At 72.5% G+C, this 17154-nt stretch carries 11 protein-coding genes; 7 read left to right on the forward strand and 4 right to left on the reverse strand.

Going from position 1 to position 17154, the window contains the following annotated elements; translation table 11 throughout:
• The first annotated feature begins 68 nt into the window (after positions 1-68).
• On the forward strand, positions 69-785 hold the full coding sequence (locus ITX44_RS21985) for a hypothetical protein (protein ID WP_205359001.1): 717 nt from the start codon (positions 69-71) through the stop codon (positions 783-785).
• Between the two features lie 697 nt (positions 786-1482).
• On the opposite strand, the gene ITX44_RS21990 is transcribed toward ITX44_RS21985, so the two are convergent.
• Positions 1483-2385 (reverse strand): transketolase family protein, encoded by a 903-nt coding sequence (locus ITX44_RS21990; protein WP_205359002.1) that lies wholly within the window; start codon positions 2383-2385, stop codon positions 1483-1485.
• Between the two features lie 133 nt (positions 2386-2518).
• The gene (locus ITX44_RS21995) at positions 2519-3166 is read right to left on the reverse strand and encodes a thiamine pyrophosphate-binding protein (RefSeq protein WP_236061286.1); all 648 of its coding nucleotides are present in this window, start codon (positions 3164-3166) and stop codon (positions 2519-2521) included.
• Positions 3167-3310: 144 nt separating this feature from the next.
• Between ITX44_RS21995 and soxR the strand changes: the two genes are divergently transcribed.
• Positions 3311-3778 carry a redox-sensitive transcriptional activator SoxR gene (soxR, locus tag ITX44_RS22000; protein WP_205359004.1) on the forward strand — a complete coding sequence of 156 codons (468 nt, stop codon included), beginning with the start codon at positions 3311-3313 and terminating at the stop codon, positions 3776-3778.
• Between the two features lie 353 nt (positions 3779-4131).
• Here soxR and ITX44_RS22005 read toward each other — a convergent pair whose 3' ends face one another.
• A complete protein-coding gene (locus ITX44_RS22005; protein WP_265934276.1) occupies positions 4132-5871 on the reverse strand; it encodes a pectate lyase-like domain-containing protein in 1740 nt (579 codons plus the stop codon).
• Positions 5872-6240: 369 nt separating this feature from the next.
• Here ITX44_RS22005 and ITX44_RS22010 point away from each other — a divergent pair, with 369 nt between their 5' ends.
• From ITX44_RS22010 to ITX44_RS42720, 3 genes are read left to right on the forward strand one after another with little or no spacing between them, the layout of a single operon-like run.
• On the forward strand, positions 6241-7740 hold the full coding sequence (locus tag ITX44_RS22010; RefSeq protein ID WP_205359005.1) for a lipase/acyltransferase domain-containing protein: 1500 nt from the start codon (positions 6241-6243) through the stop codon (positions 7738-7740).
• Positions 7741-7749: 9 nt separating this feature from the next.
• A complete protein-coding gene (locus tag ITX44_RS42715) occupies positions 7750-12057 on the forward strand; it encodes a WD40 repeat domain-containing protein (RefSeq protein ID WP_205359006.1) in 4308 nt (1435 codons plus the stop codon).
• Positions 12058-12111: 54 nt separating this feature from the next.
• Positions 12112-13770, forward strand: coding sequence for a sensor histidine kinase (locus ITX44_RS42720; protein WP_307795422.1), 1659 nt, complete (start codon positions 12112-12114; stop codon positions 13768-13770).
• 157 nt (positions 13771-13927) lie between these two features.
• Here the strand turns inward: ITX44_RS42720 and ITX44_RS22025 are convergent, their stop codons facing one another.
• Positions 13928-14539: a hypothetical protein gene (locus tag ITX44_RS22025; protein ID WP_205359007.1), complete on the reverse strand. Its 612-nt coding sequence runs from the start codon at positions 14537-14539 to the stop codon at positions 13928-13930.
• Positions 14540-14831: 292 nt separating this feature from the next.
• Here ITX44_RS22025 and ITX44_RS22030 point away from each other — a divergent pair, with 292 nt between their 5' ends.
• Together ITX44_RS22030 and ITX44_RS22035 are read left to right on the forward strand one after the other, a co-directional pair.
• Entirely contained in the window at positions 14832-15278 is a 447-nt protein-coding gene (locus ITX44_RS22030; protein ID WP_205359008.1) for a VOC family protein, read from the forward strand.
• 290 nt (positions 15279-15568) lie between these two features.
• Positions 15569-17071, forward strand: a complete 1503-nt coding sequence (locus ITX44_RS22035) for a beta-1,3-glucanase family protein (protein WP_307795423.1) — start codon at positions 15569-15571, stop codon at positions 17069-17071.
• Positions 17072-17154: the final 83 nt, after the last annotated feature.

The raw sequence follows: 17154 nt of genomic DNA on the forward strand, positions 1-17154 counted from the left end.
CACTTGACACTTGACCGGGCGGGCGGCGCGCTGCGAGCATCCCGCCCCGACCCGAGGGGGAACCCGTCATGGCGCATGCCGCCGCCGTCGCCACTGTCGTCGCCGCCGAGCCGATACCCGGGCTCAAGGGCGCGTCCGCCTTCGTCCTGATCGCCGGCGTGGTCGTGGTGGTCGCCGCCGTCGCGGTGATCCCGCTGATCATGGATGTCCGGCGGGCCACCGCCTGGCGCCAGCAGCTCACCGATCAGCTGATCGACCGGGCCGGCACCGACCCCGAGGTCCGCGACTTCCTGCGCGACCTGCGCGAGCCGCGCGGCGTGCGCGGGCTCACCCGCACCGTCATCGCCATCCTCATCCTGGCGTTGGTCGCCTTCGCCCTCGCGGTGGCCATGCTGTCCTCGGGGGCCGATTCCGGTGACCTCCGCAAGACCATCGTGACCTCCCTGATGACCGTGCTGGCCACGGTGGCCGGTTTCTACTTCGGGTCGCTGGGCGCCCAAAACAGTGCGGAGGACGCGCGACGGCACGCCGCGCGTCCGGCTGCCAAGTCGGGGTCCGCGCCTGCGCCTGCGGCGGGCAAGGGTGCCGCTGGCGCGGCGGCCGGTCACGTTGTGGCCGCCTCGGTGCCGGGCGCCACCGCGGTGGCGGTCGCCGAGCCTCAGCCGTCCGCCCAGCCCGCGTCGTCCGGGCCGCAGCCCTCCGACCCGCCGTCAGCGCCCGCGGCCCCGCCTGCCGGCGGGAAGGGCAAGGACGGCGAGGCAGCTGGGGGGAGCGGGAAGAGCTGAGGCGGGCGTCCTCCGGGCCGCCGCCCGGGATGCCCCTTGCGGCGGTTCGCCGGATCTTCCGGCGCGTTGTGGCTTGTCGCGCAGTTCCCCGCGCCCCTGGTGGGGCCCTGCTTCCGCCCGCTGGGCCCGGTTGCAGGCTGGCGCGGTTCGCCGGGCCCTTCCCCCGATTGTTGCTGCTCCGGCCCGCCCGGTGGCAGCGCATATCGAGTGCAGCCTCGCGCTTCTATAGCGGTGCGGGTGCTTCCGGCGTCCGTCCGGGGTGCCCTGTTCTGTCGTTCGCCGGATCCTCCGGCGCGTTGTGGCTTGTCGCGCAGTTCCTCGCGCCCCTGGGTGGGCGTCCTTCCGTCCGGTGGGTCGGTTGCGCCGTGCCGCGGTTGGCGGGATTCCTGGCCTGGTTGTTGTGGCTCGCGGCCGTGCGGCGTCAGCCGCAAATCGACTGCAGCCCCGCGCCCCTTGGGTGGGCGTCTTCCCGTTCGGTGGGTCGGTTGCGCCGTGCCGTGGTTCGCGGGATTCCTCGCCTGGTTGTTGTGGCTCGCGGCCGCGCGGCGCCAGCCCCGTACGGGATGCAGCCCGTGCCCCTGGGCGGGCGCCCCCGCCCGCCGGTCGGCACCGTGCTGCCTTTTGCCCGGCGCCCACGGCGTCAGCCGCATATCAAGGGCACCCTCGCACTCACGCGGGCGCCCGGACCGGGCGCGCCTTACATGCCCAAGAAAGCGTCGATCCGCTCGCGCAGGCCGGCCGGGTCCAGGCCGTGGGCGGTGACGTGGTCGTGCCAGGTGCCGTAGTGGCGGAGTTCCGAAGGGCGAGTGCCCAGGGGGAGGAGGCGGTGGGGGAGGTCGGCGAGGGCTTCGGAGGCGGGAGAAGCCGAGGTGCCGGTGAGGTAGGGCTCGACGAGGATGAGGGCGGGGGTGGTCGCGCGGGCGACTGCTTGGTGGATTGTGGCGGCGTCGAAGGGGCGGATGGTCGAGGCGTAGAGGACGGTGACGTCGCGGCCGCTGGTGGCTTCGAGGACGGCGTCGAGCATGGGGCCGACGGCGAGGACGACGCCGGCGCGGCCGTCGCGTACGCGTTGGAAACGGCCGGGTTGGGTCGGCAGGGGGGCGGTGTTGGTCTGTTCGCTGAGGCGTACGTAGACGCGGCGGTCGCCGTCCGCGGCGGCGTGGCGGAGGAGGGCCTCGGCTTCGTCGGGGTGGCCGGGGACGTGGATGATCCAGTCGCCGAGGGTGTCGAGGAGGGCCACGTCGCCGGGGGCCTGGTGGGTGCGGCCGCCGGCCGCGATGTCGTACGAGGCGCCGGAGCTGACCAGCACCGCGCCCGCGTCCTGGTGGCCGAGGTCCAGCTTGACCTGCTCGAAGGCCCGCTCGATCAGGAACGGGGCGAAGGTGTGCGCGATCGGCCGCAGCCCGGTCAGCGCGAGGCCGCCAGCCACGCCGATCACGAGCTGCTCGCGGATGCCGACGTCGATCACCCGGTCCGGGTGCGCCCGTGCCGCGCCGGTGAACCGTTCCGCCGAGATCACCGCCAGGACCAGGGCCAGGCGGGGGTCGTCGTCGAGCAGTTCGGTGGTGACGGTCGCGAAACGGTCGCGCATGGTGTCCATGACGGCTCCGGGGTTCGGTTTTCCGGCGGGGAGGCTGCGGCCGCAGACCGGGCGAAGGTGCGGCCGCAGGTTCGGGGGGTGGGAGAGACGGCGTGCTCCCGGGACGGGGGAGGCGGCAGCCGTCCGGCCGTGGTCAGTTCTTCGGTTCGACCCGGGCGATCACGGCCTGCGGCCGGCCCGGGTGCGGGGCGGTGAAGGCGTCGTGGAGGGCACTGTGGTCGCGGCCGTCGACGGTGGTCGCCGACCAGCCCTCGGCGGCGAACAGCGAGGCCAGGCCGCCGGGCCGGCGGTAGGTCGCCGAGGCGTTGTCCACGACCACGACGTGCAGCCGGTCGAGCGCGGCGGCAGCGGCGTACCGGACGGCCTCGTGATTGCTGCCCTCGTCCAGCTCGGCGTCCCCGACCAGGACCCAGACGGCCGGGCCGGTGAGTCCCTGGGCCCGCAGCCCGAGCGCGGTGCCGACGCCGAGGCCCAGGCCGTGCCCGAGCGAGCCGGACCCGATCTCCACGCCCGGCACCAGCGTGCGGTCCGGGTGGTGGCCGAGCGGGGAGTCGTACCCGCCGAAGCCGCTCAGCCACTCGAGCGGGACGAAGCCCTTGGCGGCGAGCACCGCGTAGTACGCCATCGGCCCGTGGCCCTTGGACAGCAGGAACCGGTCCCGTTCCGGATCGTCGGGGCGCTCGGGGGAGACCCGCAGCACCCGGTCGTACAGCACCCACAGCACGTCGAGGGTCGAGGTGGCGGCCGGGCCGTGCTTCTCGTCGCCGGTCATGCGGGACATCAGCGGCAGCAGGTCCTGGTACGTGCCCGGCACACGGGTGGCGGTGGCGGGCCGGTCGGCGGTCCCCGGGGAAGCGGTGGAAGCGGTCATGCCCACGAATGTGCAATGTCAAGTGCACTTGAGGTCAAGCGCTAGCCTGGCGGTATGACGCTCTCCTCCCGTGACCGGCTGGCGATCGGCGAGCTGTCGGCCCGCAGCGGCATCGCGCCCTCGGCGCTGCGCTATTACGAGGAATTGGGTCTCATCCGCTCCGAGCGCACTTCCGGTGGCCGGCGCCGTTACCGGCGGGCCACGCTGCGGCGCCTGGCGTTCATCCGGGTGGCGCAGACGATCGGGCTGTCCCTGGACGAGATCCGCGACTGCCTCGCCGATCTGCCGGCCGACCATGTGCCGAACGCGGCGGAATGGGAGACGGTGGCCACCGCCTGGCAGCGTCGCATCGACGCCCGGATCGCCGATTTGGAACGCCTGAAGTCCAAGCTCACCGGCTGTGTCGGCTGCGGCTGCCTCTCGCTGACCCGGTGCGCGCTCTACAACCCGGCCGACACCGCCGCCGGCCGCGGCCCCGGCGCCCGTTTCCTGCTGCCGAGCGAGGACCCGCCCTCCGTCTAACGCTTGAAGGCTCATTCAACCGTTGACGGCCAGGGTCTACTCGTGTCATCGTTCTAATGCTTGCTTCCAGTGCTAAGCGTTGGAAGTGGCCGAGTGACCGCCCCCGTCCCGGGTCTCGACAGGTCCCCGGGGCGCGGGGCAGGGCCGAGCGGCCCGATTGGACCGGGGGCCGCTCGGCCCACCGAGTGCGGGCGCGGGCCGGCGCGGGGAGCCGGCTCGCCCCGTACTCATGTCCGTCGGGACCCCGGACACGCACCGGCCGGCCACCCGAAGACGCACGGGCGGCCGGCCGGCTCAGGGCTCAGGGCTCAGGGCTCAAGGCCCGAGGGCGCGATGCGCCCGGGGAATCGCGATCAGGCGGTCGCGACGCCGTTCGCGTAAGTGTTCATGTAGTAGGTGCCGAAACCCTCCTGCACCGGGTCACCGCTGTTGTTGATGCAGTGCAGGATGCCGCCGCCACCGGAGCCGTTGAGGCAGACGACCATCAGGTCGGTGAAGACGACGCCCGGGGTGTCGGGGACCTCGTAGGCCCGGTCGGTGAAGATCTCGGCGTTGAGGTTGAAGAAGCAGTAGCTGCCCAGTCCCCAGGCCTGGTGGTCGGTGACCGAGTCGGCCACCTTGTAGGCGGCGTACCCCTTGGTGGAGCCGTGCACCCAGGCGCTCTGGGTGGGCACGTCGTAGGGGTGCTCGTTCTGGAAGAAGTACGTGCGGCCGTGGTTGCCGTTCCAGAGCACCTCGTACTTCTGGTAGTGCTCGACGGCCAGCGCGTAGGCGGTGACGTGGTCGCCGTTGACGACGATGCCGGTGTCGGCCGGGTTGACCGACCAGCCGACCGAGCCGTCGTTGCCGTGGTCGGCGCGCCACAGCCACAGGTTGTCGCAGATCACGTCGTTGCTGTCGACCTGGACGCTGACCGTCGCGCTGCCCGGCACCGAGCCGCCGATGCGGGCGTAGACGTCGAAGAGGACGGTGGGGTCCTCGGTGTGCCGGATCCGGCTGCGGCCGTGGCCGACCCGCAGCAGCACCGGGGACCAGGCCGACGCGGCCTCCAGGAGCAGGCCCGCGACGGTGACGCCGCCGATGTCGCCGACCTCCACGAGCGAGTTGCCGTGCGTGGCCTGGAGGGTGGCCAGGCCCAGGCCCAGCAGGACCGTGCCCGGGCGGGAGACCCGGATCGGCGCGGACAGCGGGTAGACGCCCGGCGTGAACAGGATGTTCAGGCCCTGGTCCAGGGCGTGGTTCAGCGACGCGGCGGACTCGCCCGGCCGGGCCACGTGGAAGCGGGACATCGGAATGCTGTGGCCGCGGGCGGGCCCGTTCGCCCAGGTGGTGCCGGTGCTGTCGTGCCGCAGGGCGGGTACGAAGACCCGGTACGAGCCGTCGCGGGCCACGGTCAGGAACGGCTTCTCGCGGACCACCGGGGACCGGTCGACCACGGTCCAGGCCGGGTTGGGGAAGTGCTGGGCGGGAGCGCCCTGGGTGCCGACGAAGACCATGTTCCAGTTGGAGCCGGTCCAGCTGCCGAAGGTGTCGTTGCGCGACAGCCACTGCTGCTGCGAACCGGAGTCGACCTGGCCGTCCACCACGCTGTCGGCCAGGAAGCCGCCGCTGGACCAGCGGTTGCCGGGCGGGCTGGGCCAAAGGGTCATGTCGCCCATGACGTGGACGCGCCGCATCGGGCCGGCCTGGGCGACGGCCCAGCGCTCCAGGCCGTCGGTCGGCATGATGCACAGGTTCTCCGCGGCCCGCCAGAAGTTCTGCGTGCCGTTGCCGTCCAGCCACTGGGCGTCGACCGTGACGTGCCCGTTGATCACCACGTCGTCCGGGCTGTCCCCGAGACCGAGCACATGGGTGTAGAAGCCGACGTTGATGTCGACGTTGTAGGTGCCGGGCATGAAAGCAAGCGCGTACCGCTCGCTGCCGAACTGGTTCGACTGCTGAGTGGCGAAGACGGCGTCGACCTTCGCCTGGATCGCCGCGTCGCCCATGGACGGGTCGAAGACCAGGACGTTGGGGCCGAGATCGGTGGCTCTGTGGCCGCCCCGGGCCTCCGGCGAGGCAAAGGCCGATCCGGCGGCGATGCCGCCGACCATGGGCACCGCGGCGGCGACTGCGGCGCCGCGGAGCACGGCACGGCGATTGGGTATGACGGACACGGCTCTCCCTGAAGTGTCGGGTGGAGGATGCTTGCGGCTGGGTCCTCAACCGCCAGAGAGCGCTCTCAGGAACGAAAGTGAATCATCGGGACCTGGCAACGTCAATGAGCCGGACAGGCGTAAATTCCGGCCATGGGCGAGCTGTGCGCCACCCCCCGGGGCGGCCGCCCCGGGCGCGGTCCGTCAGCCGGACGAGGCGTCAATCGACGTGTGGCGCAGGGCTGTTGCGCCGGCTGTCGCCGCCCCCGGCATTCCCCGCGCGCGGACGTGCGGGATGGCGGCACGACCGGCCGGTAATGTACGGGCATGGGAAGTGGGGGGACGCCCGGCGGGCGCCGGGACGCCGGGCGGCCATGGCGTGAACGCCCGCCGCTGCATCCGGACATCACGTACGACGCCGTCGTCGTCGTGCCGGGCCTCATGGGCAGCGAGTTGCGGGACGCCGCCGACGGCCGCCTGCTGTGGGGGCTCAGCCCGCGCTTGCTCGAACAGGTGTGGCGCGACCCTTCGGCCCTGCGGCACCTGCACCTGACACCGGAGGAGCGCACCGGGAACGTCGGACGCGTCCGGGCCACGGCCCTGCTCCGGGTCCCGGCCTGGGCCCCTGTTCTCCAGGGCCTGGAGCCCTACGGCGCACTGCTCAGGACAGCGGGTGACGCGGTCGCCGATCCCCGCGCGGTGCTGGCCTTCCCCTACGACTGGCGGCTCCCGGTGGAGCACAACGGCAGCCTGCTCGCCCAGGCCGCCCGGCGGCACCTGGATTCCTGGCTGGCCGCGGTCGAGGCCGATCCCGCGCTGCGCGGATCCCTGGAGCGGGCGCCTCGTCTGGTGTTCCTGGCCCACTCCATGGGCGGACTGGTCACCTGGGCGGCTCTGGAGCACGACCCGGGCCTGGTGCCGGACGTGCGGACGGCCATCACCCTCGGCACGCCGTTCCTCGGTTCCCCCAAGGCTGTCCTGGTACTGAACGGTGACCGCCGCAGCCGCCTCCCGGACCGGCTCCTGCAGCGCTTCCAGGCCCTGGCCGCCACGCTGCCCGGGGTTCACGACCTCCTGCCGGACTTCCGCTGCGTCGACACCGGACTGGAAGTCGTGCGCCTGGACCCGCCGACCGTGCGGGCGCTGGGCGGTGACGAGGAACTCGCCGCCGCCACGATCACCCGTCAGGCCAGAATGCGTTCGCCCGGCGCCGTACGCGTGCCGGACCACCGGGCGGTGGTCGGGATCGCACAGGAGACCGTACAGAGCATCCGGATGACCGACGCGGTGGCCACGGGGCAGTACGAGTCCTTCCTCGCCCATGCCGACGGCCGGCTGCGCCGGGACGCCCACGGCATTCCGGAACGCAGGAACCGGCAGGGGGACGGCACCGTCCACCGCGACGCCGCGCACACCGGCCCCGCCCGACCCGTCTACTTCCCGGTCCAGCACGGAGCCCTGGCCGGGAACGCCTCGGTGCTCAAGTACGTGCACGCCGTGCTGACGGAATATGACGACTCGACCGGCCCGCCGCTGGGACAGGGCGAACTCGGTCTGACCGTCCCGGACGAAGGCGTGACCGCCGGAGAGCCCTGGACGGTGCACGTGTCGGGCCGGACCGCACCCGCGGGAGTGAGCTGCGTGCTCGTCGACGCGGAGTCCGGCCGCCAGGTGGCCCGTGCACGGCTCGCCGCTCACGGTGACGGCCTGGCCGCCACCGTCACCGCGCCCGTTCCCGGGCTGTTCCGTGTCGTGGTCGCGGCCGGCGGCATCGCCCCGCTGACCCAACTTGTCCTGGCCCGCGTGCCGGAAAACACCACGGGGTGAAGCACCGGCGTGGCCCCTGACGAATTATCGGCGGACGGGCTGGAGTTCTTCCCCGTCGACATCGGTTCGTACCGACATCACGACAACCTCGACACTGCCACCGAGGTCGCCGCGGTCGCCGCTGCCCTGGCACCATTTGCGCCGTACACGGTGCCGTGGCGGGCTCCGGCGGCCGAGCGGGACGCCGGTGCGGTCGAGCAACGCCTGACCCAGTGGGCGCACCCGGCCCACCCGGCCAACACCTTCCTGTACTGGGTCGGCCACGGTGAGAGCAACGATGACAAGGCCCTGCTCGCGCACGCCGCAAGCCCGAGCCCATTGGTGCACAGCGGTGTCACCCCCGAACAGATGCTGGCCTACATCACCGCCCGGCAGAACCATCCCGACAGCCGGGACCGCTGGGCCGTCGTCGTCATCGACGCCTGTCGCTCGGACCGATTCGTCGAACTGCTCAGCGCCTCGGCCTACCTGTCGTCCGAGCGCCCGCACAACTTCCTCCTGGTGGCCACGTCCACCCGGTCCACCGCCGACCTGGGCGCCTTCAGCCGTGCCCTGCACACCGTGCTGAACTCCACGTTCGCCGCCGACAGCGTCATCGACCTCCGCGATCTGGCCACGGAGCTCGGCCGCAACCTCCGCGACTGCCCGGTGCTGCCCCATACCTCAACCGGACGCGCGCTGTTGCGGCGGGCCGTGCCCACCGCCGCTGGCACCATCACCACGACCCTGGATCTCCTCACCGAGATCCAGGCTGTCATCGACCGGCTTCCGCCCGATGAACAGCGCCACTTCGTCCCCAAGGCGGCCGGCGCCGATCTGGGCGAGCAGTCCTGGCACTTTGAGGGGCGGGAGGACGAGCGTGACACGGTCCTGCGCTGGCTTGACACCGCCGAACAGGGCCTGCTGACCGTCACCGGTGCGCCCGGGGCCGGGAAGTCCGCGCTTTTGGGGCACGTGCTGCTGCACACCCGCCCACACCTGCGGGAACTGCTCCTGCGTGGGGGCCACCTCAGCCCGCTTCCGCCCGGAGTGCCGTGCCCGGACGACCCGTTCGACGCGGTGCTCCATCTCGCCGGGGCCACGGCACGCCAGACCGTGGACCGCCTCGCCGAGGCCGCCGGACTCGGCGGGCCGCCGGGCGAACTGTCCGTCAGCGAAAGAATCGGCTGGCTCCTCGACCGTATCTCCCGCCGGTCCGGCGGCCTCACCCTTCTGCTCGACGCGCTGGACGAGGCCGCCGAGCCGCTGGTGCTGGCGGGCCGGCTGATCCGTCCCCTCGCGGAACTGCCCCGAGTGCGCGTCGTCGTGGGCACCCGCAGATCCACCGGAGAAGGCCCCGACCTGCCCGGTCCGGCGCGCACCGATATCCTCGACGCCCTTGCGCCGCCCGCCGCCGGCGACGGACCCTACGCACGTACGGCCTTGGTCGTCAGCCGTGATCCCCACGCGATGTCCCGTTACATCCGCCGCAGACTCGCCCACGCGACCGGACGCGGTGATCTGTCCCTCCAACCCTGGCAGATCGAGCGCGCGGCCGTCGACATCGGCCACAGCGGACAGGAGTTCCTCCACGCGCGCCTGGCGGTCCACGAGATCCTGCACGATCCGGCTCAGGTGCACGACCTCGCGGTCCTGCGCAAGAGCACACACCGCGACTTGTTCGCGAGCGCCATCCGGCGGCTCACCGACCGCTCGCCCGCCTTCGGCCCACTGCTGCGGGCCCTGGCCTTTGCCCAGGGCCGGGGCCTGCCCGTCCGGGACGGTGTCTGGGCTACCGTCGCCGGCGCACTCGGCGCACCCTCCGCCGGCATCTCCGACGCGGCCATCCACGCACTCACCGAGGCCGCCGCGCCCTACCTCGTCCTGGACAGCGAGGCAGGACAGACCGTGTACCGGCTGGCCCACCGCACCTTCACCGAATTCCTGACCGCCGAGGTTCCGGGGCACGAGGAGCCGCACCTCGCCATCGCGAAGGCGCTCATCGCCACGGCCGACGCCCAGCCGGCCGACACGGCGCTCAACCCCTACCTCGTCGACCACCTCGCCGCCCACGTGGCCCTGGCCGGTCAGCAGGCATGGGGAGAACTGGCCGGCAGCCCGCACGTCCTGGACCGCACGGACGTGGTCTCCCTCGTCTCGGAGTTCATGCTGCACGCCTTCGGGCGTATCGACGTACCCCTGGCCGTCGCCGGGACGATCGCCACTCAGCACCACGCCGTGACCTCTCCTTCCGCGGACCGGGCCGGCCTGCGGGAGTTGGGCATGGCACGGACGGCCGGCGACTACCGCCCGGCCGCGACGGGGAGAGGAGCCGGAACCGGTCGTCGGGACGGCTTCATGTCCTGGTCGGTGCGGTGGTCGGACCTCCTGCCCCAGCCTCTGCATCTGACCGTGCACGGCCACGAAGGCGGGGTGTGGGCAGTCGTCCCCTTCACCGCGCCGGACGGCCGTCTGCGGCTCGCCACCGCAGCCGACGACCGCACCGTACGTCTCTGGGATCCCCTCACCGGGCAGGCCATCGGGCAGCCGATACACCACGAGGCCCTCGTGGCAGCCGTGGTCGCGTTCGGGGCGCCCGACGGCCGGGTGCTGCTCGCGTCGGCGGGCGATTCGGGAACCGTGCACGTGTGGGATCCGATCACCGGCGGACCGGCCGCCGAGCACGGGTCGGGGCACGCGGGCGCCGTGACGGCCGTGGCCGCCTTCACCACGCCCGACGGCCGGACGCTGCTGGCGACCGCGTCCGACGACCGCACCGTACGCCTTCTCGACCCGATGACCGGACGAGCCGTCGGGGATTCGCTCACCGGTCACGAGGCCGGGGTGCTGTCCGTGGCGGCTTTCACCGGTACCGACGGACGGCCGCTGCTGGCGTCCGGGAGCAGCGACGGCCAGATCCGGGTCTGGGACGCCCTGCTGGGAACCCCCGTCGGGAAGGCCGTCACCGGCCACGATCACCGGATCTGGGCCCTGGTGCCGTTCCACGACCGGGACGGCCGACGGCTCCTCGCCAGCGGGAGCGAGGACCGCACCGTGCGGGTATGGGACCCGTTCACCGGCGAAGCCGTGGGGGATCCGCTCACCGGTCACGAGGCCGGGGTGCTGTCCGTGGCGGCCTTCTCCGTCGCCGACGGCCGCCCCCTGCTTGCTGCGGGGGGCAGTACCGGCAGGGTACGGGTCGCGGACCCGCTGGGCAGCGGCGACGCCGGATGGCCGCTGACCGGCCACTCCGGGGCCGTGGGCGCCGTGGCCGTGTTTGCGGCCCCCGACGGGCGTCCCCTGCTGGCGACGGGAAGCGAGGACCGTACGGTACGGGTGTGGGATCCGCAGGCCGACCAGCCGATCGTGGAGCCTGCCGCCGGCCACGGCAGCGACGTGCTCTCGATGACGGCGTTCAACGGCCCCGGCGGGGGCACCCTGCTGGCAACCGGTCACTATTCGGGGAGCGTGCGCCTGTGGGAGCTGGACACCGGACGGATCGTCGGCCAACACGGCATCGACGACGAGGGCATGATCGGGGTCCTGACGGCGTTCCGGGCGCCCGACGGGCGTCCTCTTCTCGCACTGGTAGTCGACGGGCACACCGTCTACGTCCGGGACGCGCTCACCGGAGAAAACGTGGGACAGCCACTGACCTCTTATGGATCCGACGTCATGTCGCTGGCTGTCGGCACGACTGCCGGAGGGCGCCCGCTGCTGGTCACCGGGACGGCGCGGGGCGAGATCCGGATCTGGGACGCACTCACCGGCGACGCTCTCGGGCAGCCGATGACCGGGCACGGCGACTGGGTCCGCGCCATGAGAGTGCTCATCGCCCCCGACGGCCGGCGGCTGCTGGCCACCACCGGCAACGACCTGACTGTTCGCGTCTGGGACCTGGAGACGCAACACCCTGCCGGGCCACCGATGAGCGGCCACCGGAGCTGGGTGCGGGCCCTCGAAACGTTCACCAACCCGGACGGTCGGATCCTGCTGGCGACCGCGGGCAACGACAGCTCGGTCCGGATCTGGGACCCCCTGACCGGACGGGCCGTCAGCCACCTCCCTGGCGCCCACAAGGGCTCCGTGACCGGCATGGTCGCGTTACGGGCGGACGGCGGAACCGGATCCCTTCTCGCCACGGGCGGCGCGGACGGCACCGTGCGGATCTGGGATCCCGCCGCCTCCGCGTCATGGACGCTGCCTCTCGGTGTGACCGCTCAAGCGATCGTTTGCGCCGGACGGGATCTGGCGGTCGCCGGCCCCGAGGGACTCGTCACGATCCGCTGGTACGGGCACCCTGCCCGCTCGGGTCCGGTGTCCCGCCGGCCGGCATGAGATCGGGGGGCGGTCGGACGGGTGGAAGAACAGCAGACACAGACAATGGTCGGAGTGAGAGTGGCGCGTCACGCAGCCGGCGTCAGCGGTGACGACTTCGAGATCCTCGAGGCGTACGACCAAGCGCTGGCGGAATTCGCCGCTGCCCTGCGCAGCCTGTACGGAGGACAAGGCCCGCTGCCGGTCGGTGCGGTCATCGCCGCGTGCCCGGATTCCGCGGTCACGGAGGCGGACGTCGACGACGCGTTGTCCGGCACGGTCGTCCCCTCGATCGACGTGGTGGTCGGGATCGTCCGTGCCCTGGGCCCCCGTCCGCCGGCGTCGACGGACCCCGCACCGACCGCCGGGGACTGCGCCAACAGCCTGGCGGACTGGAAGGACCGCTGGAGAGAGGTGAATCGCCGCCGGCGGGCAGCACAGCAGGCGTGGTACCGCATACGTCACTCCACCGGAGCCCTCGTCACTGCGGCGCACGCGGAGGCGGAATCGGTCCGGAGCAGCGCCCACCAGTACGCCGCAAAGGTCCGGCACCAGGCGGCGGACGAGGCGGGGTTCCTGCTCGGGAAGATCCGTCAGGCCGCGGCCGACGTCGACGAGTACGCACAGCGGCTCTGGGCGGAAGTGGGATCCGGGTACGAGAGCGCGGGGGAGCGTCCGGTGTTCTCGGAAGGGGCCGCGCCCGCGGGCGAGCAGACCCTGGAGGGCCTGCTCGCCATGAGGAGTGCTCTCACCGCTGCGGATGAGAGGGCGGCCGACCTCGCGGAGGAGGCGCGGGCGTGGCTGACCGAGTTCCCCGGTGCGGACACCACCGACCTCGCGCTGGGCAGGCTGCAGGAGGCGGCCGACGACTTTGTCCGGCGCCGGCTTCCCGAAGCGGTGGCCCTGCTGTCCCGGCCCGACCAGGAGGACGTGGAACTGCGGGACGAGACCGTGGGCACTTTCGCCCAGCCCGAAGTGGACGCTGTGGCCCGCGCGTTCGACGAGGTCTACCGGGTGGCTGTGCGGCTGGCCGCCGAGCAGGCCCTGCTGCGGGGCAACGTCAACGCGATGTTCACCAACCTCTCGCGCCGCAGCCAGGGCCTCATCCAGCGCCAGCTCTCGCTCATCTCCGAACTGGAGTCGCGCGAGGCCGACCCGGACCAGCTCTCCTCGCTGTTCAAGCTCGACCACCTCGCCACCCGCATGCGCCGCAACGGTGAGAACCTGCTGGTTCTCGCCGGTGAGGAGCCGGGCCGCCGGTGGACCCGCCCGGTGCCGCTGGTCGACGTGCTGCGCGCCGCGGCCTCCGAGGTGGAGCAGTACGAGCGGATCGAACTGACGTCGGTGCCCTCCTCCGAGGTCACCGGCCGCATCGTCAACGACCTCGTGCACCTGCTCGCCGAGCTGCTGGAGAACGCCACCTCGTTCTCCTCGCGGCAGACCAAGGTCCGGGTCACCGGTCACTCGCTGCCCGACGGCCGGGTGCTCATCGAGATCCACGACACCGGCATCGGCCTGTCCCCGGAGGACCTGGCCGACATCAACGAGCGGCTGGCCAACCCGCCGACGGTGGACGTCTCGGTCTCCCGCCGCATGGGCCTGTTCGTGGTCGGCCGGCTGTCCCTGCGGCACGGCATCCGCATCCAGCTCCGCCCGTCGGACTCCGGCGGCACCACCGCACTGGTCATGCTGCCGGTGGATGTCATCCGGCGCCATCCCGGGCCGAGGAGGTAACGGCCCGTGCGACCCCTTGAGTGAACCTCCCGGGCCCGTGGCCGTGGCCACGAACCGACGGGACTCCCGGCCCACGACGCGGCGACCGGGAGGCGGGCCGTCTCGTCAGAGCGGGCGCCGAGGCGGCCAGGCGCGCCCGGACGGGGAGCGGCGGCCGTCACACCCGGAAAACGCTCCTGCCGATCCGGGGGCGGCGTACGACCCTCCACACGATCGCGCAGAGCGCCAGCCAGACCGCGGCGACCATCGGCGGCCCGCCCCATGCGACACCGGCGAAGCCGGCCGGCAGCGCCGCCACCGCCGCGCCCACCGCCGCCTTGCCCCACCGGGCCAGGACAGGGGGCAACCCCTGCGCGGCGGCACTGCGCGCCACCCACAGGGTGCCACCGCCCGCCCACAGCAGATACGTTCCGCCGACGAGCACGGCCAGCGCCACAGCGGTGGCGGCGTCCGAGTGGCCGACGGGGTTGTCCTCGGTCTTCTGGGTGATGCCGTCCCGGCTGACGGAGATCGCGTAGTGCCGCCATACGGTGACGGTCACCCGGTCGCCCGGGCGCAGTCGCTTCAGGAGGGGGCCGGCGGAGCCCATGTCGATCGTGCCGGACGCCGGTGCGGGGCCCGAGAGTTCGAGGTCGTGCACCTTCGTCCTGCCGGACTGCCGAATCGTCGCTTTGACGACGGTGGCCGGTACGGTGCGCAGGCAGTCCGGCCGCTCCGGGACGGGCGCGGCGCACGGGACGGCCGCGGCGTACGCCCGTTCCTCCGTCACATCCCCGGGCACGGTGGTGAGAAGGACGACCGACCCCAGCAACGCGGCAGCGCCGAGGAGTACCGCGCAGGTCCCCCACGCGCGATGCCACCACAGCCGCCGCCGCAGGCCGCCCGGGCGGGGCCGACGGTGCCGGAGCCTGGGCGGCGGGACATACCATCCCACTGACGCAGCGTACAACTGCCCTGTCGGCGCGTATACAGGGCCCGAAGCCGCACCCACGCCGTGCGCGTCGTCGTACGGGTAGCGTTGCGGCCGGACGGCGAACGCGGAACGGCACATGGGGCGATGCATGGACCAGCAGGTGAACCTGGTGACACTGGGCGTGGCGGACCTGGACGCCAGCCGGCGCTTCTACAGCGACGGTCTGGGCTGGACGCCGCTGCTCGACCTGGCGGAGATCGTCTTCTACCAGGTCGGCAAGGGGCTGGCCCTGGCCCTGTTCCCGCTCGCCGACCTCGGCGCCGACACGGGACACCCGGCGACGGCCGGCACGTCGTTCACCCTGGCCCAGAACCTCGACGCACCGGCCGCCGTGGACGCGGCCGTCGAGCGGGCCCGCGGGGCGGGAGCCGCCGTCCTCAAGGAGCCGCAGCGCGCGGCGTTCGGCGGCTACCACGCCTACTTCGCCGACCCCGACGGCCACCGCTGGGAGGTGTGCCACAACCCCGGCTGGTCGGTGGCGCCCGACGGCACCGTGACCCTGACGGCGGTCGACCCGGCCGACCCTCAGGACTGACGCCGCCGTTCCTGTCGGCCCCGGCCCCCGGCCGGGATCTCACGCGGTGACTTGACGTGAACGCGTCCGAAGTTGAAGACTCCCTCTGACGGTGAGAGCGCTCTCGCCCACGCGCCCCGGGACCCCCGTCGCCCGGACCGGTATTCCTTTCGCCCCCCACCGAAGAAGGGACACCGCAGTCGATGCGCCGTTCCCCGCGTGAGTTCCGCGTTCAGACCGACCCCCCGGCGCCGGTGACGCACCGTCACCCGCGCCGCGACCCGCTTCGTCCCCGCCGTACCCTGACCGCCGTGCTGTGCGCCGCGGCCCTGGTGGTGGCGGGCCTGTTCGGCCTGGCCGCGCTGCCCGGCAGCGCCGCCGCCGACTCCTCCGACTACTCCCAGACCGTCGTCCCGGTCGGCACCGACCAGGCCAAGGTCTCCTTCACCCCCACCACGCCCGCCGCCTACGTCGACATCCACTACCTGATCAACTCCGCGAACCAGCAGAACTTCCGGATGACGAACAGCGGCGGCACCTGGACCCAGACGGTCGGCGGCCTGACCACCGGCGCCGTGCTGACGTACTGGTTCACGTACGAGAAGAACGGCCCGCAGTACGACACGCCGCACTTCACGTACACCCAGGGCAGCGGCGGGACGGTCACCGGCGGCACCACGACCGGCGGGACCACGGGCGGCGGCGGTGGCGGACCGGTGCCCGCCACGATCCCGCTGACCGTCACCAACAACTCCGGCCGCTCGGGCAGCGTCTACCTCTACGACCTGGGCACCCTGCTGTCCACCGGCCAGCAGGGCTGGGCGGACGCGAACGGCACCTTCCACGCCTGGCCGGCCGGCGCCAACCCGCCGGCCCCCGCACCCGACGCCTCGATCCCCGGCCCGGCGGCCGGGCAGTCGGCCACCATCCGCATCCCGAAGTTCTCCGGCCGGGTGTACTTCTCCTACGGCCAGAAGCTGGTCTTCAAGCTCGCCACCGGCGGCCTGGTGCAGCCGGCCGTGCAGAACCCCAGCGACCCGAACCACAACATCCTCTTCAACTGGTCGGAGTACACGCTCAACGACTCCGGCCTGTGGATCAACAGCACGCAGGTGGACATGTTCTCCGCTCCCTACGCGGTCGGCGTGACGTCCACCACCGGCGCCTCGCAGACCACCGGGCACCTCAAGGCCGGCGGCTACAACGCGGTGCTGAACGCGCTGCGCGGGCAGGCGGGCGGCTGGGGCGGGCTGATCCAGACCGCGCCGGACGGCTCGGTGCTGCGCGCGCTCGCCCCCGGCCACGGCATCGAGGCCGGCGCGCTGCCCACCACGGTCCTGGACGACTACATCAACCGGGTCTGGCAGAAGTACAGCAGCGCCACGCTCACCGTCACGCCCTTCGGCGACCAGCCCAACACCAAGTACTTCGGCCGGGTCTCGGGCAACACGATGAACTTCACCGACAGTTCCGGCGCGGTGGTCACCAGCTTCCAGAAGCCCGACGCGGACAGCGTGTTCGGCTGCTACAAGCTGCTCGACGCCCCCAACGACCTGGTCCGCGGCCCGATCTCGCGGACCCTGTGCGCCGGTTACAACCGCTCCACCCTGCTGACGAACCCCAACCAGCCGGACAGCGGCACCGCGAACTTCTACCAGGACGCGGTGACCAACTACTACGCCAAGGCGATCCACGCGCAGATGGCCGACGGCAACGCCTACGCCTTCGCCTTCGACGACGTCGGCAACCACGAGTCGCTGGTCCACGACGGCAGCCCGCAGCAGGCGTCGCTGATCCTGGACCCCTTCAACTGACCCCGGGCTGAGTCTCGGCTTCCCCGGTGGCGGGGGGGGGCCCCCCCCCCCCGGCCCGCTGTCCGGGCCCGACCCGTTTGTCC

Source organism: Actinacidiphila acididurans (assembly GCF_016918855.1).
In the GTDB taxonomy this organism is placed as follows: domain Bacteria; phylum Actinomycetota; class Actinomycetes; order Streptomycetales; family Streptomycetaceae; genus Actinacidiphila; species Actinacidiphila acididurans.

Excerpts from the sequence above, each read along its gene's own strand:
- ITX44_RS21985 (WP_205359001.1), top strand. The coding sequence starts at position 69 with ATGGCGCATGCCGCCGCCGTCGCCACTGTCGTCGCCGCCGAGCCGATA.
- ITX44_RS21990 (WP_205359002.1), bottom strand. The coding sequence starts at position 2,385 with ATGGACACCATGCGCGACCGTTTCGCGACCGTCACCACCGAACTGCTC.
- ITX44_RS21995 (WP_236061286.1), bottom strand. The coding sequence starts at position 3,166 with ATGTCCCGCATGACCGGCGACGAGAAGCACGGCCCGGCCGCCACCTCG.
- soxR (WP_205359004.1), top strand. The coding sequence starts at position 3,311 with ATGACGCTCTCCTCCCGTGACCGGCTGGCGATCGGCGAGCTGTCGGCC.
- ITX44_RS22005 (WP_265934276.1), bottom strand. The coding sequence starts at position 5,871 with ATGGTCGGCGGCATCGCCGCCGGATCGGCCTTTGCCTCGCCGGAGGCC.
- ITX44_RS22010 (WP_205359005.1), top strand. The coding sequence starts at position 6,241 with ATGGGAAGTGGGGGGACGCCCGGCGGGCGCCGGGACGCCGGGCGGCCA.
- ITX44_RS22030 (WP_205359008.1), top strand. The coding sequence starts at position 14,832 with ATGGACCAGCAGGTGAACCTGGTGACACTGGGCGTGGCGGACCTGGAC.